The organism is Chryseobacterium sp. CH25, assembly GCF_004119455.1.
In the GTDB taxonomy this organism is placed as follows: Bacteria; Bacteroidota; Bacteroidia; order Flavobacteriales; family Weeksellaceae; genus Chryseobacterium.
Map to the genome: position 1 here is coordinate 1,023,788 of NZ_NRQT01000001.1, position 25,814 is coordinate 1,049,601.

Annotated in this window: 25 protein-coding genes and 1 pseudogene; 17 read left to right on the forward strand and 9 right to left on the reverse strand. The window is 36.4% G+C overall.

From position 1 onward, the window contains the following. The first annotated feature begins 16 nt into the window (after positions 1-16). Both BOQ64_RS04505 and BOQ64_RS04510 read left to right on the forward strand, forming a co-directional pair. The gene (locus BOQ64_RS04505; RefSeq protein WP_129058248.1) at positions 17-2,089 is read left to right on the forward strand and encodes a thiamine pyrophosphate-dependent enzyme; all 2,073 of its coding nucleotides are present in this window, start codon (positions 17-19) and stop codon (positions 2,087-2,089) included. Positions 2,090-2,296: 207 nt separating this feature from the next. Further along, positions 2,297-3,328, forward strand: a complete 1,032-nt coding sequence (locus BOQ64_RS04510; protein WP_129058247.1) for a bestrophin family protein — start codon at positions 2,297-2,299, stop codon at positions 3,326-3,328. A 59-nt stretch (positions 3,329-3,387) separates the two neighbouring features. Here BOQ64_RS04510 and BOQ64_RS04515 read toward each other — a convergent pair whose 3' ends face one another. Then, positions 3,388-3,846 (reverse strand): Lrp/AsnC family transcriptional regulator, encoded by a 459-nt coding sequence (locus BOQ64_RS04515; protein ID WP_129058246.1) that lies wholly within the window; start codon positions 3,844-3,846, stop codon positions 3,388-3,390. A gap of 157 nt (positions 3,847-4,003) precedes the next feature. On the opposite strand from BOQ64_RS04515, the gene BOQ64_RS04520 reads away from it, so the two are divergent. Beyond that, positions 4,004-5,230, forward strand: coding sequence for an aminotransferase class I/II-fold pyridoxal phosphate-dependent enzyme (locus BOQ64_RS04520; RefSeq protein ID WP_129058245.1), 1,227 nt, complete (start codon positions 4,004-4,006; stop codon positions 5,228-5,230). Positions 5,231-5,466: 236 nt separating this feature from the next. On the opposite strand, the gene BOQ64_RS04525 is transcribed toward BOQ64_RS04520, so the two are convergent. Next, positions 5,467-6,471, reverse strand: coding sequence for a glycosyltransferase (locus BOQ64_RS04525; protein WP_129058244.1), 1,005 nt, complete (start codon positions 6,469-6,471; stop codon positions 5,467-5,469). Positions 6,472-6,665: 194 nt separating this feature from the next. Further along, positions 6,666-7,832, reverse strand: a complete 1,167-nt coding sequence (locus BOQ64_RS04530) for a class I SAM-dependent RNA methyltransferase (RefSeq protein ID WP_129058243.1) — start codon at positions 7,830-7,832, stop codon at positions 6,666-6,668. Between the two features lie 137 nt (positions 7,833-7,969). Between BOQ64_RS04530 and BOQ64_RS24665 the strand changes: the two genes are divergently transcribed. From BOQ64_RS24665 to BOQ64_RS04540, 3 genes are read left to right on the forward strand one after another with little or no spacing between them, the layout of a single operon-like run. Then, on the forward strand, positions 7,970-8,365 hold the full coding sequence (locus BOQ64_RS24665) for a class I SAM-dependent methyltransferase (RefSeq protein ID WP_317127601.1): 396 nt from the start codon (positions 7,970-7,972) through the stop codon (positions 8,363-8,365). Between the two features lie 29 nt (positions 8,366-8,394). Next, complete coding sequence (locus BOQ64_RS24670) at positions 8,395-8,694, forward strand: hypothetical protein (protein WP_317127599.1); 300 nt, start codon at positions 8,395-8,397, stop codon at positions 8,692-8,694. A 2-nt stretch (positions 8,695-8,696) separates the two neighbouring features. Next, positions 8,697-9,404, forward strand: a complete 708-nt coding sequence (locus BOQ64_RS04540) for a ZIP family metal transporter (RefSeq protein ID WP_129058388.1) — start codon at positions 8,697-8,699, stop codon at positions 9,402-9,404. A gap of 79 nt (positions 9,405-9,483) precedes the next feature. Here the strand turns inward: BOQ64_RS04540 and BOQ64_RS04545 are convergent, their stop codons facing one another. Together BOQ64_RS04545 and BOQ64_RS24675 are read right to left on the reverse strand one after the other, a co-directional pair. Continuing rightward, positions 9,484-10,911, reverse strand: a complete 1,428-nt coding sequence (locus tag BOQ64_RS04545) for an OmpP1/FadL family transporter (protein WP_185147058.1) — start codon at positions 10,909-10,911, stop codon at positions 9,484-9,486. 33 nt (positions 10,912-10,944) lie between these two features. Beyond that, positions 10,945-12,015, reverse strand: a complete 1,071-nt coding sequence (locus BOQ64_RS24675) for a prolyl-tRNA synthetase (protein WP_164975750.1) — start codon at positions 12,013-12,015, stop codon at positions 10,945-10,947. A 142-nt stretch (positions 12,016-12,157) separates the two neighbouring features. Here BOQ64_RS24675 and proS point away from each other — a divergent pair. The 7 genes and pseudogenes from proS to BOQ64_RS04580 all read left to right on the forward strand — a co-directional run bounded on the left by proS (position 12,158) and on the right by BOQ64_RS04580 (position 19,588). After that, positions 12,158-13,631 (forward strand): annotated as a pseudogene (proS, locus tag BOQ64_RS04555) (proline--tRNA ligase). Between the two features lie 115 nt (positions 13,632-13,746). After that, positions 13,747-14,784 carry a DUF937 domain-containing protein gene (locus tag BOQ64_RS04560; RefSeq protein WP_317127598.1) on the forward strand — a complete coding sequence of 346 codons (1,038 nt, stop codon included), beginning with the start codon at positions 13,747-13,749 and terminating at the stop codon, positions 14,782-14,784. After that, a complete protein-coding gene (locus tag BOQ64_RS24680; RefSeq protein ID WP_317127597.1) occupies positions 14,763-15,074 on the forward strand; it encodes an OmpA family protein in 312 nt (103 codons plus the stop codon). The genes BOQ64_RS04560 and BOQ64_RS24680 overlap by 22 nt, the downstream gene beginning before the upstream one ends. A 113-nt stretch (positions 15,075-15,187) precedes the next feature. After that, positions 15,188-16,522, forward strand: coding sequence for an Nramp family divalent metal transporter (locus BOQ64_RS04565; protein WP_129058242.1), 1,335 nt, complete (start codon positions 15,188-15,190; stop codon positions 16,520-16,522). 232 nt (positions 16,523-16,754) lie between these two features. Further along, complete coding sequence (locus tag BOQ64_RS04570) at positions 16,755-17,291, forward strand: nucleotide exchange factor GrpE (RefSeq protein ID WP_129058241.1); 537 nt, start codon at positions 16,755-16,757, stop codon at positions 17,289-17,291. Between the two features lie 99 nt (positions 17,292-17,390). Continuing rightward, positions 17,391-18,509, forward strand: a complete 1,119-nt coding sequence (gene dnaJ, locus BOQ64_RS04575; protein ID WP_065393720.1) for a molecular chaperone DnaJ — start codon at positions 17,391-17,393, stop codon at positions 18,507-18,509. 71 nt (positions 18,510-18,580) lie between these two features. Then, positions 18,581-19,588 (forward strand): hypothetical protein, encoded by a 1,008-nt coding sequence (locus tag BOQ64_RS04580; RefSeq protein ID WP_129058240.1) that lies wholly within the window; start codon positions 18,581-18,583, stop codon positions 19,586-19,588. A 53-nt stretch (positions 19,589-19,641) separates the two neighbouring features. Here the strand turns inward: BOQ64_RS04580 and BOQ64_RS04585 are convergent, their stop codons facing one another. After that, positions 19,642-20,523: a DUF808 domain-containing protein gene (locus BOQ64_RS04585; RefSeq protein WP_129058239.1), complete on the reverse strand. Its 882-nt coding sequence runs from the start codon at positions 20,521-20,523 to the stop codon at positions 19,642-19,644. Between the two features lie 146 nt (positions 20,524-20,669). Between BOQ64_RS04585 and BOQ64_RS04590 the strand changes: the two genes are divergently transcribed. Genes BOQ64_RS04590 through BOQ64_RS04605 form a run of 4 tightly spaced genes read left to right on the forward strand, consistent with a single transcriptional unit; the run spans position 20,670 to position 23,165 of the window. After that, positions 20,670-21,146 (forward strand): tetratricopeptide repeat protein, encoded by a 477-nt coding sequence (locus BOQ64_RS04590; RefSeq protein WP_129058238.1) that lies wholly within the window; start codon positions 20,670-20,672, stop codon positions 21,144-21,146. An 11-nt stretch (positions 21,147-21,157) separates the two neighbouring features. Further along, positions 21,158-21,751 (forward strand): Crp/Fnr family transcriptional regulator, encoded by a 594-nt coding sequence (locus BOQ64_RS04595; RefSeq protein WP_129058237.1) that lies wholly within the window; start codon positions 21,158-21,160, stop codon positions 21,749-21,751. A gap of 60 nt (positions 21,752-21,811) precedes the next feature. Next, positions 21,812-22,240: an SRPBCC domain-containing protein gene (locus BOQ64_RS04600; RefSeq protein ID WP_129058236.1), complete on the forward strand. Its 429-nt coding sequence runs from the start codon at positions 21,812-21,814 to the stop codon at positions 22,238-22,240. Between the two features lie 55 nt (positions 22,241-22,295). Beyond that, entirely contained in the window at positions 22,296-23,165 is an 870-nt protein-coding gene (locus BOQ64_RS04605; RefSeq protein ID WP_129059645.1) for an alpha/beta hydrolase, read from the forward strand. A gap of 112 nt (positions 23,166-23,277) precedes the next feature. On the opposite strand, the gene BOQ64_RS04610 is transcribed toward BOQ64_RS04605, so the two are convergent. The 3 genes from BOQ64_RS04610 to BOQ64_RS04620 form a co-directional block, all read right to left on the reverse strand. Further along, the gene (locus BOQ64_RS04610; RefSeq protein ID WP_129058235.1) at positions 23,278-23,973 is read right to left on the reverse strand and encodes a DedA family protein; all 696 of its coding nucleotides are present in this window, start codon (positions 23,971-23,973) and stop codon (positions 23,278-23,280) included. Between the two features lie 86 nt (positions 23,974-24,059). After that, positions 24,060-25,172 carry a peptide chain release factor 2 gene (gene prfB / locus BOQ64_RS04615; protein WP_129058234.1) on the reverse strand — a complete coding sequence of 371 codons (1,113 nt, stop codon included), beginning with the start codon at positions 25,170-25,172 and terminating at the stop codon, positions 24,060-24,062. Between the two features lie 314 nt (positions 25,173-25,486). Continuing rightward, entirely contained in the window at positions 25,487-25,813 is a 327-nt protein-coding gene (locus BOQ64_RS04620) for a hypothetical protein (RefSeq protein WP_129058233.1), read from the reverse strand. Between the last annotated feature and the right edge of the window lies 1 nt (position 25,814).

Consider the following 25,814-nt stretch of genomic DNA (forward strand, 5'->3'; position numbering starts at 1 on the left):
TATATATTTGCTTCCTATGGAAAATACACTTCACGAAAAAGTTTCTCAGGATATTTTACTTAAAGCGTACAATCATATGATGCTTGCTAAAGCAATGGCTGACATTTATGAGGAAAACAGAAACATCTGCAAATACGTTCACAGTACTTCAAGAGGCCACGAAGCCATCCAATTAGCCACAGCCTATCAATTAAAAAAAGAAGACTGGGTTTCTCCGTACTACAGAGACGAAAGCATTCTTTTAGGTATCGGGTTTGAACCTTACCAATTAATGCTTCAATTACTGGCTAAAGCTGATGATCCTTTTTCAGGAGGTAGATCCTATTACTCCCACCCTTCAAGCAGAGATGAAAACAAACCTAAGATTATTCATCAAAGTTCTGCAACAGGAATGCAGACCATTCCTACCACTGGTGTTGCCCAAGGGATAAAATATATTCAGGATTTTGATCTGCAACAATTTGAAAATAATCCTGTAGTTATCTGCAGCCTTGGAGACAACTCTGTAACAGAAGGTGAAGTAAGTGAAGCTTTACAGTTTGCAGCATTACATCAACTTCCTATTATCTTCCTTGTTCAGGATAATGAATGGGGAATTTCCGTAACTAAAGAGGAAGCCAGAACCTGTGATGCTTACGATTTCGTAGCAGGATTTACAGGATTAAGCAGAATGAGAGTTGACGGAACTGATTTCGTGGAAAGTTTCGAAGCAATGAAAAAAGCTGTAGATTTTGTAAGAACGGAGAGAAAACCCTTAGTTGTCTGTGCAAAAACAGTATTGATTGGGCACCATACCTCAGGGGTAAGAAGAGAGTTCTATAGAGACGAAGAAGATTTAACAAAACATAGAGCAAAAGATCCCGGAGAGATCCTTAGAAAATATCTTCTGGAATCAGGAGTAGATGAAGATCTTTTAAAACAAATTACAAAAAAAGCACGTCTTGAGGCTGAAGAAGCTTTTGAAAAAGCTAAAAATGCAGAAGATCCAAAGCCTGAAACGGTAATGCAGCACGTGTTTGCTCCTACTCCTATTACAGAGGAAACAGGAACACGTGAACCGGCTAACGGAGAAAAGATTGTAATGGTAGACGCAGCTATCCACGCTATTCAGGAATTAATGTGGAAGCATCCTGAAGCCCTTCTTTATGGTCAGGATGTAGGAGAAAGAATTGGTGGTGTTTTCCGTGAAACTGTAACCCTTGGAAAGAAATTCGGAAGCAAGAGGGTTTTCAATACAGCAATTCAGGAAGCATACATAATTGGCTCTACAACCGGAATGAGTGCTGTTGGTCTGAAGCCTATTGTTGAAGTTCAGTTTGCCGATTATATCTATCCGGGAATTAATCAATTAATTACAGAAATCTCAAAATCAAGCTATTTAAGTAGTGGAAAATTCCCTGTGAGCAATATTATTCGTGTTCCTATCGGAGCTTATGGCGGCGGTGGACCTTACCATAGTGGAAGCGTTGAAAGTATTCTGGCTAATATTAAAGGAATCAAAATAGCATATCCGAGTAATGCAGCGGATTTCAAAGGTTTACTAAAAGCAGCTTACTACGATCCGAACCCAGTAGTTATGTTAGAGCATAAAGGATTATACTGGAGCAAAGTTCCGGGAACTGAAGATGCAAAAACCATTGAACCTGCTGAGGATTACATTTTACCATTCGGAAAAGGAAAAATCATTATTGAAGCTGACAAGAATGAAACGGAAAAAGGAAGAACTGTATTAGTTGTAACTTATGGAATGGGAGTTTACTGGGCTAAAGAAGCCACTAAGAACTTTAACGGAAAAGTTGAAGTGATAGATTTAAGAACTTTAATTCCACTAGATGAAGAGCTTGTATTTGAAAGAGTAAAAGCTCATGGAAAATGCATTGTTCTTACAGAAGAACAGCTTAACAATTCATTTGCTGAAGCATTTGCACACAGAATTTCTAAGAACTGCTTTAAATATCTTGATGCTCCGGTAGAAACCATGGGGGCATTGGATGTACCTGCAGTTCCTATTAATCTGGTATTGGAAAAAGAGATGCTTCCAAACTCAGAAAAGCTGTCCAGGAAGATCGAAGAACTATTGCAATATTAAATCAATATAAAATGAAACCTCTAAAATTACTTAGAGGTTTTTTTATGCATTTTTTTCACTACTTTTATTTAGGATTTATCAAACTCAATCCGAGAACATTATACCTAAACAAAAACTGAAAATTAATTTAATAACAGGCGTTCCCTGCTAAACTATTGAAAAGTTTGGTACTTATTTTGTCTGTACACGCAAAACACATTCATCTTTATGATCACAACCAAATACGTCAATTATAAACAGGTCCTCAATTTATCCGGTTTACATCTTATCTTAATCTCTATCTGGTGTACCCTGATTGCTGTCCTTTTTTATTTCTTTAACTGGCACTGGATGACCATTCCGTGGGTTCCGGTAGCTCTTATCGGTACTGCAGAAGCCTTCCTGGTAGGTTTTAAGAACAACCAGGCTTACGACCGACTTTGGGAAGCCCGAAAGATTTGGGGCGGAATTGTAAACTCCAGCCGTTCATTTGCATCCATGGTACAGGCTTTTGATACTAAAAATGAAGAAATAGGTGTTTTTGATCTGGAAGACCGTAAGAAAAAGATCATCAACCGTCATATCGCCTGGTTATACACTTTCCGTGAGCAGCTTTTAGTTCCTACGGAATGGGAACATATCAGCAGTGATAATAATAAATTCGGGAATATCAACCTCAGAAGAAACAGATTAATTAAGGCAGGCTTTCCGGATTACGGAAGAGCTCCTATTTTCTTACATAAATATCTTTCTGAAGAAGAATATGAACTGAAAAACACCTATAAAAATTTCGCAACCTACCTGATTTCACAACAGGCTAAAGATATCAACGAGCTAAAAAACATGAATGCCATCACAGATTTCAATCAGACACAATTACAAACCTGTCTGAATGAGTTTTACGGTTTTCAGGGACAGGCAGAAAGAATTAAAAAATTCCCTTCTCCAAGACAGTTTGCCAGTACAGCATTTGTATTTAATATTCTCTTCATTACCCTACTCCCTCTTGGGCTTGTGAATGAATTTGCAAAATTGGGTGACTGGGGAATCTGGACATCCATTCCTTTCTGTATTATTATCGGATGGATTTATATTATTATGGAATTGGTAGGTGACTATTCTGAAAACCCTTTTGCAGGATTAATGTTTGATGTTCCAATGCTCTCCATCTGCAGAACCATCGAAATTGATCTTCTGCAAATGACCGGAGAAACAGAATTACCGGATCCGATTGCTTCTAAAAACGGAGTCCTCGTTTAATGAGGAATAATAAGTAATGAGTGATGAGGGCTACATTCTGTCATTACTATTTTAAAATTTTATAAAGCAATTGCTGTAGTATTTTTTACTTCAGAAATCATAAATGAGCTGTGCGTACTTGCGATGTGTTGAAGCGTCGTAAGTTTCGTCAGCATAAAATTCCTGTAATCTTCTATATCTCTTACTCCAATTTTAAGGATATAATCATAATCTCCACTTACATGGAAACATTCTGTAACTTCCTGGAGATTCAACACTTCTTTTTCAAACTGCAGAACGAATTCTTTCTTATGCTGGGTTAGTTTTACATGACATAAAACGATAAACTCACGTTTTACCTTTTTTCTATCCAACAACGCTACATATTTGGAAATAACACCTGCATTTTCCAACTTTTTTATCCGCTCATAAACAGCAGTAACCGATAATCCAAGCTTACCGGACAACTCTTTGGTGGTTTGCTTGCAGTCTTCCTGCAAAAACAGCAGCAGTTTTTTATCAGTATCGTCAAGTTCCATAGATATTTTTTTGGCAGAAGTTTAATATTTTCGAATATAGCAATTATTTTTTCTAAATAATCAATGTTTTACAGTTTTATATTCTATAAATTCAATTTTATATTGTAATAATTAGGAAAATAGCGCAAATTAGGCTGGTAAAATAAAAACAATGCTTATGGAAAACTTTAACGCAGCCAACGAGATCCAGGATCTTCAGTACTTTGGCGAATTCGGCGGTGTAAACCCTTCTATTTCTGACAGTTCTACCTATACTTTCCTATCCGCAAAGACTATGTTTGATACCTTTGAAGGAAACGCAGAAGGATGCTACCTGTATTCCAGACATTCATCTCCTATGAATCTTTATTTGGCACAGGCTCTGGCAAAAATGGAAAATACAGAATCTGCCAATGTTACAGCATCCGGTATGGGAGCTATTACTTCAGTTTTAATGCAAGTATGCAAAAGTGGAGACCATATCATTTCCAGCAGAACCATTTACGGGGGAACTTACGCTTTCCTTAAAAACTTTTTACCACAATTCAATGTAGGGACTACTTTTGTGGATATCAATAATTTTGATTCCATAGAAAATGCAATCACTCCTAATACTAAAGTAATTTACTGCGAAAGTGTGAGCAATCCGCTGCTTGAAGTGGCAGACCTTAGAAAACTTTCTGAAATCTGTAAAAAACACAATTTAAAACTGATTGTAGACAATACATTTTCTCCGCTTTCTATTTCTCCTCAATTATTTGGAGCAGATGTTGTGATCCATAGCTTAACTAAATTTATCAACGGAAGTAGTGATACTGTTGGTGGTGTATATTGCAGCAGCCAGGCTTTTATTGATGATACTAAAAATGTAAATTCCGGAGCATGTATGCTACTGGGACCTACAATGGACAGTTTAAGAGCTTCAAGTATCCTGAAAAACCTGAGAACCCTTCATATCAGAATAAAACAACATAGCCACAATGCAATGTATCTTGCTGAAAGATTTGAAAAGGATGGCTTAAAAGTATCCTATCCTGGATTACCATCTCATAAGAATCATGAACTGATGAAGAGCATGATTGATAAGGAGTACGGATTTGGTGGATTATTAACACTGGATGCCGGAACTACAGAAAAAGCCAATGAGCTGATGGAAATGATGCAGACGGAAAATCTTGGTTATCTGGCTGTGAGCTTAGGTTTCTACAAAACCCTGTTCTCATGTTCAGGGAAATCAACTTCATCCGAAATTCCGGAAGAAGAACGTGCATCAATCGGTATTTCTGACGGATTAATCAGATTCTCTATCGGATTGGATCACGATATCAAAAGAACTTATCACAAAATGAAAGAATGCATGCTGAAAGTAGGAGTTCTTAACCATGAAAACGCTTCTATATCCTAAATTTTATTGTACAAAAGAAGGCTGTTTCAATTGAAACAGCCTTCTTTATTTTTTATTAAATTTTGGCTAAAGCCAATGGAGTTTTTATTTTTATTGTAACAGGCTTAGAGCCCGTTTCTATTAAATATATCTTTTGTCCATTCCAATAACTGGAAAATCATCTGCGAAATCTGTGTTATCAGCGGGAGAAAAAATTATTAAACCGCATATAAACATAGATTACAGCCAAAATTACATTACTTCTTGTAATAATGATGCGGAAATGCATCCTCAGGCTTCATTCTCAAAACATTCAGCAGAATCCAGGATTTCAGGAATCCATATCCGTAAGAAAACATCTGAATATAGGTAGAGATTACCGCCATACCTGCGATACTGATATTTTTAGTCAGTAATAAAGCATGGAAGAGCACCAGGAAAGTATACAATCCATAGAAAGAAAGAATAAACCCTTTTCCAAACATAAAATATTCAATAAACCCCATGATGTAACCCAGCATAAATAAAGTAGGAAATGCAAAGGATATTTTCACATAATTAGGATGCCTCTGGTTAAGAATTGGTCTCGCACAGCCAAACTGATACACCTGCTTTGAGAATTTGCCAAAATCTACTCTACGCTTATGGTACACAGCAATATCATCAAAAAAAGCCGTTGTAAATCCGTTTTCCCAAAGAGTCATGGATAAATCCGGATCCTCTCCTATTCTCATTTCGGAAAAGCCGCCTACTTTTTCAAAAACAGCTTTTTTCACGCCCATATTAAAGCTTCTGGGCTGAAATTTTGACACAGCCTTCTTACTCCCCCTGATTCCTCCTGTGGTAAATACAGAGGTCATAGAATAGGAAATTGCTTTCTGCATCAGATTAAAGCCTTTATGAGCTTTATCAGCACCACCAAACGCATCACAAGGAATGGTCAGGATATCTTTTTTAATATGTTCAATATAATCCTTTTCAACAATCACATCACTGTCTACAAATACCAGCCATTCATTGGCTGCTCTTTGTGCTCCATAATTCCTTGTCAACCCCGGGCCAGAATTATCTTTTCTGAAATATTTAATATCTAAAATCTCTTCAAAATTTTTGATCGTAGGCTTTAGATCAATGATTGAACCATCATCAACGATAATAATTTCAAATTCTTTATCAGTCTGTTGGGTTAAAGAAGTCAGCAACTCGAAAAGTTCATCCTTTCGGTTGTAAATGGCAACAATAATGGAAATACTAGGTTTCAAATTGAAAATTTTTCAAAATTACTTATTCGTGGATAAAACTACAAACAGTTTAACAGCTTGTTCGTGGAAATTAATATAAATTAGAATAGGCTGTATTAAATAATGCAGCCTATTTTCTATTTCTTTTTTCTCTTAGATCCAAAAAATCAAGAATAATGTCTATGAAATCAAAAGCACTCCAAGACATATTATACTTAGGATTTATCTTCTAATTTATGCACCTTCTTAGTTCCTTCATACATTTCATACTGCAGGAATCTTGTTTCCAGCTTTCCATTGAAAAGTTTGATTTTTCTTGAAGGTCGTAAACCAATTTTCTTCACCGCTTCCAGATCAGATGAAATTAACCAAGCCAATGTATTTGGGTAATTTGTTTTAAAGGTATCTCCTATTTTTTTGTAGAAATCATCATCGTTAATAGAAATTCTCTCATCATATGGTGGATTAAATACCATCAATAATGGGAAAAGATCCTTTTTAGAATCGAAGAAGTTCTGTTTTCTGATCTCAATTACATCCTCCATTTCAGCAGCTTCCACATTCATTCTCGCTGCATTCAGCATTCTTGCATCAATATCATACCCTACAATCTTACCATTGAATTCTCTTACCCTGTTAATTCTGAATTCTTTAATTTTTGAAAACAATTCAGCATCATAGTTCTTCCAGTTCTGGAATCCGAATCTTTTTCTGAAGATCTGAGCCGGAAGATCCAAAGCAATCATCGCCGCTTCAATCAATAGTGTTCCAGAACCGCACATTGGATCAAGGAAGTTCCCTTTTCCGTCCCAACCTGCCAATTGCAGCATTCCGCTTGCCAAAACCTCATTAATCGGCGCTTCTCCCTGTTCTCTCCTGTATCCTCTTTTAAACAAAGCATCACCTGAAGAATCCAAAGAAATCATCACCAACTCTCTATCAATATGAAGGTGGAACTTCATATCCGGATTTCTGGTTTCTACATTCGGACGTCTTTTATATTTTTCCTGAAAATAATCTACAATAGCATCCTTCATTTTTAAAGTAACAAACTGAGAATGCTTGAAGGTTTCAGAATTCACCGTAGCATCAATGGAGAAAGACTGATCTACATCCATAAATTCATCCCATTCAAATTTAAACAGTCTGTCATAAAACTGATGCTGGTTAAAAGCTTTAAACTGATGAATCGGAACTAAGATCTTTAGTGCCGTTCTCGCAGAATAATTGATCTTATAAAGAAACCCAAGATCTCCTTCGCAGTTAACAGCTCTATTTTTCACTTCAACCTTTCTTCCCCCTAATTTCTTGATTTCTTCTGCCAGAATTTGCTCTAGTCCAAAGAATGTTTTGATCTGTATTGGTAGATTTTCTATGTCCATAATTTTGAAATAAAAGTTTTAAAGCATTAATAGTTAAAAGATTAACTACCCAATTCATTGATCAATTGAATTTTTCAATCTTTCTATGTTGTAAAATACTTTGCTTTTAAGACCACAAATTTAGTTATTTTTGCATTATGGAATGGTTTGAATCTTGGTTTGATACCCCTTATTATCATTTGCTTTATAGCAACAGAGACTATACTGAAGCTGAAAACTTCATTACAAAACTTACTGCGGACCTACAGCTTCCGCCTCAATCCAGGATCATTGATCTTGCCTGTGGAAAAGGAAGACACTCTGTTTTCCTGAACAAATTGGGATATGATGTTTTAGGTCTGGACCTTTCAAGACAAAGTATTGAATCTGATAAACAGTATGAAAATCAAACCCTGATTTTCCAGGTTCACGATATGCGAAACCCTATTGATGCAGATCCTATGGATGCTGTTTTCAATCTGTTTACCAGTTTTGGTTATTTTGACAATGAAAATGACGACAAAAGGTATTTCAATCTGTATACAACGCCCTGAAACCTGGTGGATATTTCGTTTTAGATTATTTGAACGAAGAATATGTAAGAAACACCCTGGTTCCTGAAACAGTAATTACCCGTGGAGATATTGATTTTAAGATCCTGAAAAAAATCGAAGGCAGACATGTTATTAAGGATATTCATTTTGAAACGGAAGGTCAGTCTTTTCACTTCTTTGAAAAAGTAAAACTTCATACATTGGATGCTATTCATGCATATGCTTCAGAATGTGGTTTTGAAAGGATAAAAATATGGGGAGATTACCAGCTGAATGATTTTAATAAAGAAACTTCCCCACGTTGCATCAATTTATTTAAGAAAAAATAATGATAACAGTACTTTTACTGATTTTAAGTGTAATAGCAGGAGTTTTCCTGGGAAAACACTTTGGTAAAAAAGAAAAACTGGCTAAAAATCTGTTGGTATTAAGTGCAGGTTTCCTGATTACAATCTGCCTGAATGAAGTTTTTCCTCAAGTTTATACTTCTTCGGCAGGCAGCAGTCTGGGAATATTTGTTATTGCAGGAGTTCTTCTGCAAATGATCCTGGAAGCACTTACCAAAGGTTTTGAGCACGGACATTTCCATCATCATGGAGAGCATAATATTCTACCAATGGCTTTAATGGTAGGACTTTTTATTCATGCATTTATTGAAGGAATTCCTTTAGCCAATGAAGAACATGAATTATCTCCTTATCTTTTAGGAATTGTATTTCATAATCTTCCTATTTCATTTATTCTTGGTGCGTTTTTATTCAACAGAAAAGGAGAATCAAAAAGCTCATCATCTTATCCGTCTCTATTAATTGTCGCTCTTTTTGCACTCGCTTCTCCTATGGGAATGTTATTGGGAAATTATTTCAATCCGGACCTTCAGCCTTACTTTCTGGCTATTGTAGGCGGAATTTTCCTTCACATTTCATCGGTGATTATTTTTGAAAGCAATAAGAATCACAATATTGACTGGATAAAGATAGGACTTGTAGTATTAGGAGTTTCAATGGCTCTTATAATGCATCTTTTCCATCATCATTAAAAACTTATTTTTAAACATAAAAAAGCTCTGAATTTTAAAATTCAGAGCTTTTATTTTATGATCATTTATTACCGGATGTCTAGAATTTCCAACCTACTGTAACAAAGAAATTATTTCTGCTGTTTTTAACTTCTGAAACTACCGAAGCTGGAGACGCAACATCGAAGTCTCCGTAATACCCTGTTCCCGCATCAGCATCACCATATAAAAACGGATTTTTATAATTAGAAGTAATATTCTGATAAGCTGCATCTATATAAAACTGCCCGAAATCATATCCAATACCTGCTCCTATTGTGTTTCTTGAACCTAAGATCATATCACTATAGTTGGTATTGCTAATAGATCCTGCATTATTATATGCATTAATTGAAAAGGCATCAAAAGGACTTGAAGCATAAGAATAACCTCCTCTCAGTCTGAAACTCTGAATTCTATATTCCGCTCCTACCTTTACTTCTGATACATTTTTGTAAAGATCATTGAAGAAGGAATTCAAATCTGCTTCAGCTCCACCTCTTACCGTATATTTTGGTTTAGTAAGTCCTAAGGTATAGTCTACATTTAATGCAAAGTTTTTATTAGGTACAAAAGCCGCACTTACTGTAGCTTTCATAGGTGATCTAAATGACCTGTCCTCACCATAGTTCTGATAATAAATATTATTATTATCATCTTTATTAGCATAATACTCAGTAAATGCTCTGTCAATAGTCCACCAAGTCGGTGTTTCTAAAGACAACCCTAATCTCACTTGATTACTAACCTTTCCGATAACCCCAACACTTGCTGAGAAACCATTGGAACGCTCAGAATAAGGAGTATACTGCTTTTTATAAGTATCTACAGAATTATCTAAATCCAACCCGAATGCAGCATGTTCACTTTGATCAATACTGGCATAGTGAAAATTTAATCCCGCCCCTATGTAAAAACGGTTATCATAATTTGCCCCAACACCAATATTCATTTTAGACTGATTCCCTAATCTATCGTAATTATGGCCTAAATAAGACATATTCGCATTATAATCAACCCCAGCCTTTGTAAGTTTTTTAGGAATAGTTATATTTTGATTTCCCGGAGATTCCACATAATTCTCAATAGACTGATTGGAATAATTTACCCCAATATTGATGAATTTCCAACCTGTTTTTGACATTAATGGAATAGCAATTACTCCACCTGCATTTCCAATATCTGTTTTATTAACGGTATACTTTACTGAAGACCCCGCCAATGAGCTGGTATTTTTATTACTGTTGATAGACAGTGTCCCTGAAGCATCTCCAGAAATAGCAACACCTAAACCTGCAGGGTTTGTTAATAATGAACTTGCATCCCCACCTAATGCTCCATTAGCTCCTGCCATTGCATTAAACTTGGAAGAACCGATATTAGGAGAATTTGAATAAATCTCAGCAGAGTTTTTAATCACTGATATATCCTGAGCCTGCGCAAAAAAAGCAGCAGAAATACTCATTAATACTAAAGATCTTTTTAACATTATTTTTAAAATAGTTTTTTATGAATTTGAATATTATCTGAAACCACCGGATCTAGAACCTCCGCCACCGCCGGATGAACCACCTCTAAAGCCGCCACCGCCAGATGATCCGCCAGATCTAAAACCACCACCGGAATTAAATCCGCCATTGTTTCTAAACCCTCCGGAATCACCGGATCTGAAACCGCCATTATATCTTGGTTGTGATTGAGGTGCAGAATTACGGAATCCTCCAGAATCACCAGATCTGAATCCACCCGAATTTCCATTCCTAAATCCACCGGAGTTTCCATTTCTGAAACCACCAGAATTATCATTTCTAAATCCACCGGAATTTCCGTTTCTAAACCCACCGGAAGTCTGATCTCTGAAACCACCACCGGAACTATTTCTGAATCCGTTGTTATTTCTGGCCGTATTTGTTCTGTATACAGCATTATTTATGCCTGAATTACGGAATCCACTATCTGTTCCGCTTCTTCTGTAAGGTCTGTTATAACCGCCCCAGTAGCCACCTCCGTAGCCCCAGTATGGGTTTCCATAATAACCACCCCAGAATGGATCATAGTATCCGCCCCAGTAAGGAGAATATCCATAACCCCAGTATGGGCTTCCCCAGCCCCAGCCGAATGATCCGCCCCAACCCCATGAAAAGCCAGCACCCCAGCCCCAGCCACGGTTCCAGCCCCAATATGGATTATATCCTCCATACCAACCCCAGGGAGATCCCCAGGAATTGTCATAGTAATTGGTTTGAGAACCTGCATACATTCCCCAGTCAGAGTTGGTAGCATTTCCCCAATTGGCATTCACATCACTCCAATCGTTATATTTATTTTGCTGTTCTTTGGAATTCGTCTGTGCATTCTGAATCACATTAGAATCTTGATAGTAGTCGTAATACTCTCCTACTCTGTTTTCGCCACCATTAATGATAACTCCTTCCGGCAGCGTATCCTTATTGGGGTCATAATATACCCCATCCGTCTCGCTATACCCTCCCATCTGAGCACCACAAGACATAAGCAACAATCCACCTGATATTGCCAACACCCCTTTGGATTTTAGCAGACCAAGCAAATTTTTATGTATATTTCTTTTCATGATAACGTAAAAATTTTTAATTTAAATTATATTTGCAATCTGTACCAAAAATGTACCAATACTGATTAAAAAATCTATCAAAAATAGATTTTTATTTTTAGATAACAATAATGTGCAAAAGTTAAAAAAATTTTAAAAGATAATGGCAAAATTAACCTCAAGAAGCGAAGATTACAGCAAATGGTATAATGAGCTGGTTGTAAAAGCTGATTTAGCTGAAAACTCAGGAGTGCGTGGATGTATGGTAATCAAACCGTACGGCTATGCAATCTGGGAAAAAATGCGTGATGAAATGGATAAAAAGTTCAAAGAAACAGGTCACGTTAACGCATACTTCCCGCTTTTTGTGCCCAAGAGCTTATTTGAGGCTGAGGAAAAAATGCAGAAGGTTTTGCAAAAGAATGTGCTGTAGTTACTCACTATAGATTAAAAACAGACCCTAATAATCCTTCTAAACTGATTGTAGATCCGGACGCAAAGTTGGAAGAAGAACTTATTGTTCGTCCTACTTCTGAAGCAATTATCTGGAATACTTATAAAAACTGGATCCAGTCTTACAGAGATCTTCCTATCCTTATCAACCAATGGGCAAACGTTGTACGTTGGGAAATGAGAACCCGTCTGTTCCTTAGAACGGCAGAATTCTTATGGCAGGAAGGCCACACTGCTCACGCTACAAAAGAAGAAGCAGTAGAAGAGGCTGAAAAATGAATAAAGTATATGCAGATTTTGCAGAAAACTTTATGGCAATTCCTGTAGTTCAGGGATTAAAAACACCTTCTGAAAGATTTGCAGGAGCAGATGAAACCTACTGTATTGAAGCATTAATGCAGGACGGTAAAGCTCTTCAGGCAGGAACATCTCACTTCTTAGGTCAGAATTTTGCGAAAGCATTTGATGTAAAATTCACGAACAAAGAAGGAAAAATTGAACATGCATGGGCAACATCATGGGGAACCTCTACCCGTTTGATGGGTGCTTTAATTATGACTCACTCTGATGATTTCGGATTGGTATTGCCTCCAACATTGGCTCCAATTCAGGTAGTAATTGTTCCGATTTTTAAAGGTGAAGAGCAATTGGCACAAATCAGTGAAGTGGCTTTAGATATTCAGGCTAAATTAAGAGCTAAAGGTATTTCTGTGAAGTTTGATAACGATACTCAAAACAAGCCAGGATGGAAATTTGCTGAATACGAATTAAAAGGTGTTCCGGTAAGAATTGCCATGGGACCAAGAGATCTTGAAAACAATTCTGTAGAAATTGCAAGAAGAGATAACCTTACCAAAGAAGTTCGTTCTATTGAAGGGCTAGATACTTATATTGAAGAGCTATTGAAAACCATTCAGCAGGATATCTACAACAAAGCCTTTGAATTCAGAAAAAATAACATCACCAAAGTAGATACTTACGAAGAGTTCAAGAAAGTTCTTGAAGAAAAAGGCGGATTTATCTATGCACACTGGGATGGTACTGCAGAAGAAGAAGAGCAGATTAAGGACGAAACCAAGGCTACCATCAGATGTATTCCTCTAGATGATGATATTGAAGAAGGTATTTCATTGATTTCTGGAAAACCATCTAAGAGACGTGTACTATTCGCAAAAGCGTATTAATAATTTTAACGATTTTAAAAAAATTCGTTAATTTTTCAACAATTATTGAAAAAAAATGACATTCAGACAGATTTTTGTTTAAATTTATCTCAACATTAATCTAAAAAAATTTATTATGTCTTTAAATGTCATTGATTTAATTAAAGGACAATTAGGTCCCGCTTTGGTTTCACAGGCTGCTTCGCAGTTTGGGGAAAGCGAATCAGGAATTTCTAAAGCAATTGGTGGCTTATTACCTGCTGTAGTAGGTGGATTAGCCAATAACGCAGACAACCCTGGCGTTGTGGATGCTATTACGAAAGCCTCTTCAAGCGGAATTTTAGGAAATTTATTAGGTGGATCATCTAATAACCCTATCATCACCACTTTATTATCTTCTCTTTTTGGAGATAAGATAGGCGGATTAGTAAACTCCATTGCCAGTTTTTCGGGAATCAGCAACAATTCTGCAGGTTCTTTGTTAAACCTGGTTACCGGGGCTACAGTAGGCACAGTAGGAAAATATGCAGCAGACAATAATTTGGGTGCTTCAGGTATTTCCGGCTTACTGAATGATCAGAAAGGCATTATTTCTTCTTTACTGCCGGCAGGTCTTTCTTTAGCTTCCTTTGGATTAGGAGCAGAGAATTGGTTTGGCCAGGCAAAAGAAACAGTTTCTTCAGTAACTTCTACTGCTAAGGACAACATCGCTGAAGGTGTTGCTACAGCAAGAGAAAATGTAAGCGAAGGAGCAAGAGAAATAAGAGAACAATTTGAAAATAACAACAATAATCAAGGCGGAGGTTCAATCTGGAAATGGTTGCTTCCGCTTTTATTATTAATCGCAGCCGGATATTTCCTTTGGAAACAGTGTGAGAAGAAGCAAACCACTACTACAATGACTTCTACCTCAGACTCTACAGGAACATCTGTAGATACGGCTTCTGCAACTACATCCACATCAACTACCACAGCTGCTCCTGCAGTTAAAACTGACGAAAACATTGATCTTAACGGAGTAATGTTGAAAGGATACAAAGGTGGTATGGAAGATCAGATGATTACATTCCTGAAAACTGATGGTTACAAAAATGCAGCAGATGATTCAGCATTGAAGGACAATGGTACGATTTCGACCATGTTAACTTTAAATTGGGTAGCTCTACAGAATTAGAGGCTGGATCACAAGGACAGCTGGATAATCTGGTAGCTATTCTTAAAGCTTTCCCTGATGCAAAAGTTAAAATCGGTGGTTATACTGATAAAACAGGAAATGAAGCTTCTAACGTAAAACTTTCTCAGGCAAGAGCTGATTTCATCAAAGCTGCTTTAGCAAAAGCAGGAGTTGGTGCTCAAGTACTTGGAGCTGAAGGTTACGGAAGTAAATTTGCTACAGTAGACGCTAAAGCTTCTGATGCAGAAAGAGCTGCTGACAGAAAAATGTCTGTAAGATTTGCTAAATAATCTTTAGAATCAATAAAAATTGAATCCCGGGAAGTCATTTCCGGGATTTTTTTATGCCTCAATTTTTGTGTTTACATTTATTTAATTAAATTTGTTAGTCATTTCTAACATTTATGAATTTCAATTTAAAAAGCGCCTGGCGAAAAGATAAAACATCACACTCTTTATCAGAAGTATATTCTTCTATTAAAGTACCTAAAAAAGCCAGCTTCTGGAGAAAATACCTTGCATTTGCCGGGCCTGGGCTAATGATTGCCGTGGGATATATGGATCCGGGAAACTGGGCTACGGATATTGCCGGAGGGGCTCAGTTTGGGTACACCCTACTTTCGGTTATCCTTATCTCCAATATTTTTGCGATGGTTTTACAGCACTTATCGGTTAAACTGGGTGTAGTGGCAGAAAGAGATTTGGCTCAGGCCTGTAGAGATCACTTCAGCCCTACCACCAATTTTATTCTCTGGGTATTCTGTGAAATCGCTATTGCCGCCTGTGATCTCGCAGAGGTTATCGGTTCTGCAATCGCTTTAAACCTGTTGTTTCATATTCCGCTGACCTGGGGTATTGTTATCACAACAGTGGATGTTTTAATTATCCTTTTACTTCAGGCCAAAGGGTTCCGATGGATTGAAAGTATTGTAGGTGGGCTTATATTCATCATTCTGGCTTGTTTTGTGTATGAAATTGTTATTTCCAAGCCAGCATTCAATGAAATTCTGGGAGGTTTGGTTCCACAAAAAGAGATTATTCAGAATCCGGCTATGCTTTATATTGCTATTGGTATTTTAGGAGCTACCGTAATGCCTCACAACCTGTATCTTCACAGCAGTATTGTACAGACAAGAGATTATACCCGTGACACAGAAGGAAAAAAAGAAGCGATAAAATTTGCAACATTAGACAGTACAGTATCTTTAATGCTGGCCTTCTTTATCAATGCTGCAATCCTTATTCTCGCAGCTGCCACATTCCATACGACAGGAAACGAACATGTAGCTGATATTCATGATGCCTACAAAATGCTCACCCCTATTCTGGGAGCTTCTATGGCAAGTATTGCTTTTGCTATTGCTTTATTAGCATCCGGCCAGAACTCTACATTAACAGGAACACTTGCAGGACAGATCGTCATGGAAGGCTTTTTAAATATTAAATTAAAACCTTGGTTACGAAGACTTATTACAAGGCTTATTGCTGTAATTCCAGCCCTTATTGTTGCTATTCTTTACGGAGAGCAGGGAACGACAGAACTATTGGTTTTAAGCCAGGTTATTTTATCTATGCAGCTAAGCTTTGCAGTAGTTCCGTTGGTTATGTTTACTAATGATAAAGCTAAAATGGGAGAATTTGTCAACAAACCATTCCTAAAGATTTGTGTATGGATTATTTCCATTATCATCATTGTTTTAAACCTGTACTTACTGTATCAGACTTTTACGGGAGAATAATATTATATATCATTTCCTTTTTAAAATTGACTATTGTCCATTATTGAAATGAATGGCCAATAGTCAATTTTTGTTTTATAAAGTCAACGATTGAGTATGCATTATTCTAAATTCATAAGTGTAGTGAATAGGTTCATTCACTATTCATCATCCTTCTTTTTTCTGCCTTAATGTCCTGTTTTTTCCTTTGGCAGAGTCTTTGCGAATCATTCCTGTAAATAAATATTGAATTATGGAAAATCAGGATATTAACGAAGAAAGCATCAATAATCAGGAAGATAACAACATTCAGAATGAGGCAGCGTCTCAGGACAATGTGACAGCTACTCCTTCTGCTGAGGAACTTTTGGCAGAAGAAAAAGACCGTTACATCAGATTATATGCTGAATTCGAAAACTATAAAAAAAGAACTTCTAAGGAGAAAATGGAATTCTTCCAATATGCCAATCAAGATATGATGGTTTCTATGTTGGGCGTTTTAGATGATTTTGAAAGAGCATTAAAAGAAATCGCTAAAAACGGAAACCCATCTGATCTTCAAGGAGTTGAACTTATCTATCAGAAATTCAAAAATAAACTTACTGAAAAAGGGCTAAAAGCTATGGAAGTGAATGCTGGTGACAGCTTCAATGTAGATTTCCATGAGGCTATTACTCAAATTCCGGCTCCATCTGAGGATCTGAAAGGGAAAATCGTAGATGTTATTGAAACAGGATATACTTTGAGTGATAAGGTAATCCGTTTTGCAAAAGTAGTAACAGGAAACTAAAATTCATAATGATAATGATGAGTGATAATTGATGAATGTTTCACTTATTAGCTTTACAATATCTTTTATCATTTATCAACAATCAATTATTAAATTGTCATGTCAAAAAGAGATTATTACGAGGTTCTTGAGATCAGCAAATCTGCATCTGCCGACGAAATAAAAAAAGCATACCGTAAAATGGCCATCAAATTCCACCCGGATAAAAATCCTGGTGATAAGGAGGCTGAAGAAAAATTTAAAGAAGCTGCTGAGGCTTACGAAGTATTAAGCGACGATCAGAAACGTGCCAGATATGACCAATTCGGTCACGCCGGAATGGGTGGAAATGGTGGTTTCGGAGGCGGAGGCTTCGGAGGCGGCATGAACATGGAAGATATTTTCAGTCAGTTTGGAGATATTTTCGGTGGTGGTTTCGGAGGATTTGGCGGTGGTGGCGGTGGTCGCCAGCAGGTGAAAGGTTCTAATTTAAGAATCAGAATCAAGCTGAACCTTGAGGAAATGGTAAACGGAACTCACAAGACCATTAAAGTTAAAAAAATGAAGATGGCAGAAGGTGCCACTTCAAAAACCTGTCCTACCTGTAACGGTTCCGGTGTTCAACTTAAAGTGATGAACACGATGTTTGGTCAAATGCAGACTCAGACTACTTGTGGTACTTGCCAGGGAATTGGAAAAGTTGCTGATAAAATTCCTGCGGGAGCTAATGCCCAGGGTCTTGTAAAGGATGAGGAAGAAATCACAATTAACATTCCTGCAGGAGCAAGAGACGGAATCCAGCTTAATGTAAGAGGAAAAGGAAATGATGCTCCATTTGGTGGAACTCCGGGTGATTTATTAGTAATCATTGAAGAAGAGGTAGACCAGACCATTAAGAGAGAAGGTGACAACCTTCACCAGGAACTGTATGTTTCATTTGCTGAAGCTGCTTTAGGAACTAAAAAAGAAATTCCTACAGTAGGTGGAAAAGTGAAAATTACCGTTGATCCTGGAACTCAGTCCGGAAAAATCTTAAGATTGGCAGGAAAAGGTCTTCCAAGCATTGACAGTTATGGTAAAGGAGATATGTTTATTCATATCAATGTATGGACGCCACAAAAGCTTACCAAGGAGCAAAAAGACTTCTTTGAAAAGCAGATGTCCAGCGGAGAAATGGTTGCAGAACCATCCGGAAAGGAAAAAACTTTTTTTGATAAAGTAAAAGATTTATTCAATTAATATAAAAAGAGGCTTAGGCCTCTTTTTTATTGTATCAATTTGTATATTAGCTCTTTAAATACAGATTGCAAATGAAAAATGTGCTATATCTTATTCTGTTTCTTATTTTTTCAATAAAAACATTTGGACAGCAAAGTGAAGACAGTGAATTCAAGCGTGTAATCCCACAATGGTTTTCAGCATGGTCATTAGTGTATACAGATATTTATAAAATTGACGAAATTCAACCTGTACAATTTGTATTTTTTGATGATCAATATGTATACTCCACCTCTTTAGTTACTATTCCGGAAGGGATCTCAATAAAAGGTTTTGATCTTTTAAATCTTAAACTTAACTGGAAGAAAGCCCTTCATCATAACCTTATTACCTTACCCGATAAAACCTCTGTTCCTGTAAAAATTATGTCATTTGCTGCAGAAATTCCGACAGGTCAGCATCAGGCATTTTTTGTTATGCCTTTACCCAGCTTCTGGAAAAAAATGGGTATTGAAAGTAAAGAACTCGGATTGGATAACCTGACCACCGGTATTTTCCTCCACGAGTTTTCCCATTCTCAGCAAATGAAAAACTTTGGAAAAAAAATCACACAATTTGAAAAGGAAAATAAATCCGGGGTGGAGGTCAATGATGATATGATTCAGAATATTTTCAGCAAAAACAATATTTATGTTGATCTGTATCAATCGGAGATAGATCATCTTTACAATAGTGTTACTGGTAAGGAACTCGACAGGAAATACCTCTCAAAAGGAATAAGTCTGTATAATGAAAGACAAAAAACCTATTTTAAAGACCAATACCAACAACTTACGGAAATGGATGATATTTTCCTCACCATGGAAGGATTGGGACAATATTCCATGTATCGGTGGCTTATTCATCCACAGGGTGGAAAGCTTGATGAGCATACTGCATTGGTAGGGGTAAGACGAAATAAAAAATGGTGGTCACAGGAAGAGGGTCTTGCTCTTTTTCTGATTCTGGAACGAATAAAAAATCCCAAATTCTGGGCAAAAGGTATGTTTGGCTCAGAAATGACAACCGCCATTGAGTTGATTAAATCCAAGCTTCAATAAAAAAAACCTGTGCTGAAATAGCACAGGTTTTTTACTATAATATTTTGCTTCAATTACTTTTTTGTAGCCAAAGAATAAACAGCTTTTCCTACTGTAAAAACAAGTACTGCTGCTAACCCACCTACCATTCCGAAAGTGAATTCCTTTAGAATATCCGGCCACGTTGGTAGCAATTCATGAAGATAGTGAATGTTGTGAGCGAAAATTCCACCTGATACCAGGATCAGAGCAATAGTTCCTACCACACCTAAAATTTTGATGATTACAGGTAAAGCTTTTACCAGAAGATGTCCAAGTTTGGAAAAGAATCCTTTATCATGACTCTTTTTGATCAGTTTAAAGCCTGCATCATCCATTCTTACAATAAGGGCTACAATTCCGTAAACACCTACTGTTGCAATAAATGAAACGAAAGTAACCGTAAGAATCTGTGTAATCAATGGGTGATTCTCCTGGATAACAGATCCTAAAGCGATGATTACAATTTCAATGGAAAGAATAAAGTCTGTTCTGATCGCTGAATTGATTTTTGCCTTTTCAGAAACCTCAGAATCTTCATCTTCTTTGCTCTCCTCTACTACTTCATGTCCTTTTTTAGAGCGGTGAAACAGGAATTCAATAATTTTCTCTACCCCTTCAAAAGCAAGGTATAAACCTCCAAGGATAAGAATTACCTCAATGGCAGGTTTGTAAAGCCAATTGAGTAGAAACGCAATAGGTAAAATAATCAACTTATTGATAAATGAGCCTTTGGTAATGGCCCACAATACCGGAAGTTCTCTGGAAGAAAGAAAGCCTGTGGCTTTTTCTGCATTTACAGCCAAGTCATCTCCCAAAATTCCTGCTGTTTTCTGTGTAGCTATTTTACTGGTAACCGCTACATCATCCATCAATGCTGCAATATCATCTAAAATTGCAAAAAAGCCTGATGCCATATTTTAATCTTTTTTTAATCTTTGTTAAGTTCAGCAAAAATAAATATTTATTCTGTTTTCTAATTCATAACATGATAATAATTTTAAGAATTATAAAGCAGCATCTCACTTTCAATATTTTATATCTTTGTTTAAAATCTTTTATCATGGATGAAAACTGGGAAAATCAATTACAGAGCATCTGGCAGAAACTGGGAACAATAAGCAATGAAGAATTTATTCTGCAAGTCAAAAATCATGTAACCTTGCTTACAAATTCACAAGCTATTGCTGATTTTGAAATGGCATGTGCCTTTGATTCTACAGGACATGAGCAGGAAGCAGAACCTTTATACAGAGCTGCATTAGAGCATGGATTATCCGGATTGCGAAGAAGGAGAGCTAGAATTCAGCTGGCTAGTACATTAAGAAATAATGGAAAAATAGAAGAAAGTATTTATATCTTAAGAGAAGAAAAGGCCAATTATTCGGATGAACTGAATGATGCTGTTGATTCTTTTCTGGCATTATCTCTTTCCTCTTCCGGAAAGCATAAAGAAGCTTTATCTTTGGCATTAAAAGCAATTTCAAAGCATTTACCGAGATACAATAATTCTCTGAACAGATATGCCGAAAACTTATAATTTTAAGACTTATGACCGAAATACATGCAGATTTTGAACAAAGCCTCTCATCTTACTTTACGAATATTGATCCTGATGATTTAAAAACCATCGTTTCATTTTTTAAACCAGAACTTCTTAAAAAGAATGATTTCTTCTTGCGGTCAGGAAAGAAAAGCACAAAATTAAGTTTCATAAAATCTGGCCTTTTAAGAATTTTCTGCGAAACAGAAAAGAAAGAAATTACACAATGGATTTCAACTCCCGGATATTTTGTAACAGACCTTTCCGGTTTTATGTCTGATACTCCAGCCAGATGGGAAATCCAAGCGCTTACAGATACAGAATTATATACCATCCATAAGACGGATTATGAAAAACTAAGCAACAAAATACCTCAATGGCATATTTTAGAAAAGAATTTCATCGTTCATTGCTTCACCACCATTGAAACAAGGGTTTATAGCCATTTATCTATGACTGCAGAAGAAAGATACCTGTCATTTTTTAATGAAAACCCACAATTATTTAATCAGGTTCCTTTGCAGTATATTGCTTCAATGCTTGGGATGACTTCTGAAACTTTCAGTAGAATCAGAAATAAAATTGCTTCAGGAAATTTTTGATTTTTGTCAAGTGGATTTCAATTTCTCTGCCCGAACTTTGTCCCTATAAAATCATTGATCATGTCAAAGAAAATTGAAACAGAAATTACCATTCATGCCAGTCCTGAAAAAATATGGAAAATCTTATCAGACTTTAAGAATTACCCAACCTGGAATCCTTTTATCACTGAGATACAAGGATCTGTAGAAGAAGGAAAACAGATAGAGGTTAAAATAGAGCCGAAAGATGGAAAAGCCATGATTTTCAAGCCTGTTGTCTTATCTAAAAAAGAAAACAAAGAGCTCAAATGGTTAGGTAAATTATTATTTAAAGGGATATTTGACGGAGAACATCGTTTTGAATTAATTGATAATAAAAATGGGACTACCCGATTTATTCAGTCAGAAAATTTTTCAGGGATAATGGTTCCTTTTTTTAATTTCGATAACACGGTTGCCGGTTTCCACATGATGAACCAGAAACTGAAGGAGTTAGCTGAAAACAACTGAGTACAGAACCATTCTGAGCCATTCATAAATCCTTTATTTTCCTTACATTTGATGTATGAAAAAGCTCATTCTCAGGTACCATTTTTTCGTTATGGGATGTATCATTTTCCTGCTGCAGTCCTGTAATACGAAATTCAGAGTTTGGGTAGGCCCTGATGGCCAGCAGAAGATCTACAACTTAAAATACGGAACGCATAAAAGGCAGAAAATGGATGTTTTTCTTCCCAAGGATTATGCAGAAAATACTCCTGTAGTTCTTATTGTACATGGTGGAGCCTGGACGTTAGGAAAAAAGGAACATATGATCCAGATTCAAAAAATGCTTTTTCAAAATAGGATTCCAAGTATCAACATGAATTACCGTTTGGTTTCTCAAAAGAAAAAAATCACCTATAAACAGCAGCTTGAAGATATTGGTTTTGCCATTGAAAAGTTTAATTCCTTAGCAGAAAAAGCAGAGCTTCAGCCTAACAATTATATTATTCTTGGTGAAAGTGCTGGCGGACATCTTGCTCTACTCTATGGCTACCAGCATCCGGATCAGATTAAAAAGATCATTTCTTTAAGTGGTCCTACCGATTTTTACAGCCCGGAATATCTGAATTCTTTTTATTCTAAATACACTTCTCCTACTATTCAAAAGATGGTAGGAGCTAAATTTGACCGTAAAAACCTTTCGGAAGCCTTTAAAGAAGCCAGTCCTATTGCTAATATCACTCATGTTCCTACACTTTTATTCCAGGGAAATCATGATTTTTTAGTCAATCAGCATCAGGGAATTTCCATGGATTCTGCATTGGCTCAAATGAATGTTCCGCACAAATTTGTCTTTATGGAGAAAACAGGTCATGCCCCAAGATTCTTCAGTAAAAGAAAAAGAGACAGCATTATCTATCCGAATATTCTGGATTGGATTAACAAATAATTCTGTTTATTAAAATTATCTAGCCTCAAATTCATCTATTCGTGCATTTGTGGATAATAAAAAAGGCTGTCTCTATGTGAAACAGCCTTTATATTTTTAGTGGATTTGAATATTATTCAAAATCTTTGTTTTCGTATTTAGAAAAGTCTTCTTTCTTTCCGAACATGAATTTAATAATCACCGGAAGTGTAGTCACCAATACAATTACAATGATAATGTATTCTAATTTTTCTTTCAGATTGATATTAAACTGATCCATGAAAAGTTTATCAAGATAATGTCCTGCAAAAATCAGAATAAACGACCACAACACAGCTCCGATAATATTATCTCTTAAGAATTCTTTTTTGTCCATTTTTACAATCCCTGCAACAATTGGAGTAAAAGTTCTCACCACAGGTAAGAATCTCGCCATAATAATAGCTAACGCTCCATGTTTTTCAAAGAAATCATGCGCCTGGTAAAGATATTTCTTCTTGAATAACATTGAATCCGGTCTTTTGTACAAAGCAGGACCTGTTTTCCTTCCGAAATAATACCCTACTTCATTTCCTACAATAGCAGCAAGAGCTACTCCTGAAGCAAGAAGCGTTGTATCCAGGAAATCACTTCCTGTAGAACCGAATGTCTCTTTGATGATTTCAACGGCATAAATTCCTGAAACGAATAGTAGCGAATCTCCGGGTAGGAAAAATCCTACAAAAAGACCTGTTTCAGCAAACACAATAAATAAAATCAGCCAAAACCCGCCCATTTTAATGTAAAACTCCGGGTTTAATAAATCCTTCCAGCTATTGAAATCTTCCATATATATTGATGAACAACAAAAATAAGTCTAAAATATCTGAAACAAAAATTAATTATAAGATTTTAACTAAATATTTCACATGATATTTATAGGTCCATATCATCGTCGGAAACTGCGGTACCATCGGCCATCAGGAAAGCTTTAAGGAAAGGAGTAAGATTTCCGTTCATTACAGCATCCACATCTGACGTCTCATGGCCTGAGCGTACATCTTTTACCAATTTATAAGGATGCATGACGTAGTTTCTGATTTGGCTTCCCCATTCGATTTTCATCTTATTGGCTTCAATCTCATTTCTTGCCTTCATACGTTCTTCCAATTCCATTTCGTATAATCTGGAACGTAAAAGCTGCATTGCTTTTTCTTTATTCTGAAGCTGGGAACGGGATTCTGAGTTTTCAATAATAATTCCAGTAGGTGCGTGACGAAGACGTACAGCTGTTTCTACTTTGTTTACGTTCTGACCTCCGGCTCCGGAAGACCTCATTGTTTCAAAAGATATATCAGCTGGATTAATATTAATTTCAATGGTATCGTCTACCAAAGGATAAACGTATACAGAAACGAAGCTGGTATGACGTTTCGCATTACTGTCAAAAGGTGAAATTCTTACCAATCTGTGCACTCCATTCTCTCCTCTTAAATATCCGAAAGCAAATTCTCCTTCTATTTCAAGGGTAACCGTCTTTACTCCAGCAACATCGCCTTCCTGGAAGTTCAGTTCACGGATTTTATACCCTTGTTTTTCTGCCCACATGGTGTACATTCTCATCAGCATGGATGCCCAGTCACAACTTTCTGTTCCTCCGGCTCCGGCAGTGATCTGAAGAACTGCAGACAATTCATCACCTTCATTGGAAAGCATATTCTTGAATTCAAGGTCTTCAATTTTTTCAACTAACTGTGGGAATGTTTCATCCAGTTCTTTTTCTGAATCGGGATCTTCTTTAGCAAAATCAGCCAATACCTGCAGATCTTCAAACTGGGTATGAATTTCATCATAGCTCTCTACCCATTTTTTCTTTGAACGAAGCTGCTTCAGGAAAGCTTCCGCCGTCTTAGGATTATCCCAAAACTCAGGAGCGGCTGTTTTTTCATCATCATTCGCTATTTCGATCTTCTTTTTTTCAATCTGTAAATATCTGTGTAAGTCATCAATTCTGGATTGAGCTTCTTTTATCTGGTCGTTGTTTATCACGATTTCTTCTTTTGTGCAAAAATAAGGGATTTCTTTCAGAGTGGAAAGCCAAGAGTTCAAGGTTTGAGGTTTAAGGTTGTTACCAATTTACTGGTAATTGAAGATTGGCTGCTGATATTCAATCTTATTTTAGCATTTTAAATTGAATATTTATCTCAGATCTATTATTTCAGCTTCAAAGCTACTTCTCAGATATTCTTTTGATTTTTTACTTTCTATTTTGAAACATACCATAGTTAGCCCATACATAAACAGTAGCATCACGAGAGGAATAAAAAATTCTACTGTTATTTCTTTGTCCCTTATTCCTTTCATCAATATAATAAGAAAGAAGACGCCATTAAGCACCATGCTATTGTAAAGAGAAATACAAATCCATTCAAGCTCATAGTCACCTGAATTTCTGTTCTGTCATTATTTTTTTGAATGGTTCCGTATATCTGAGGCAAAAATGAGTTTCTGTAATTGATGACTCTGCTGATATCAAAACTATCAGTATCCACAGAGCCTTCATAATCTTTGATATAATTCCTTCCAAAGCTGAATTTTTTCGGTTCAACAAAATCAGAAAGTCTTTTTATGATTTCCTGTTGGGATAAATTTGTTCTGTAAATAATACGTTCAAAAGGTAAATATTTCATT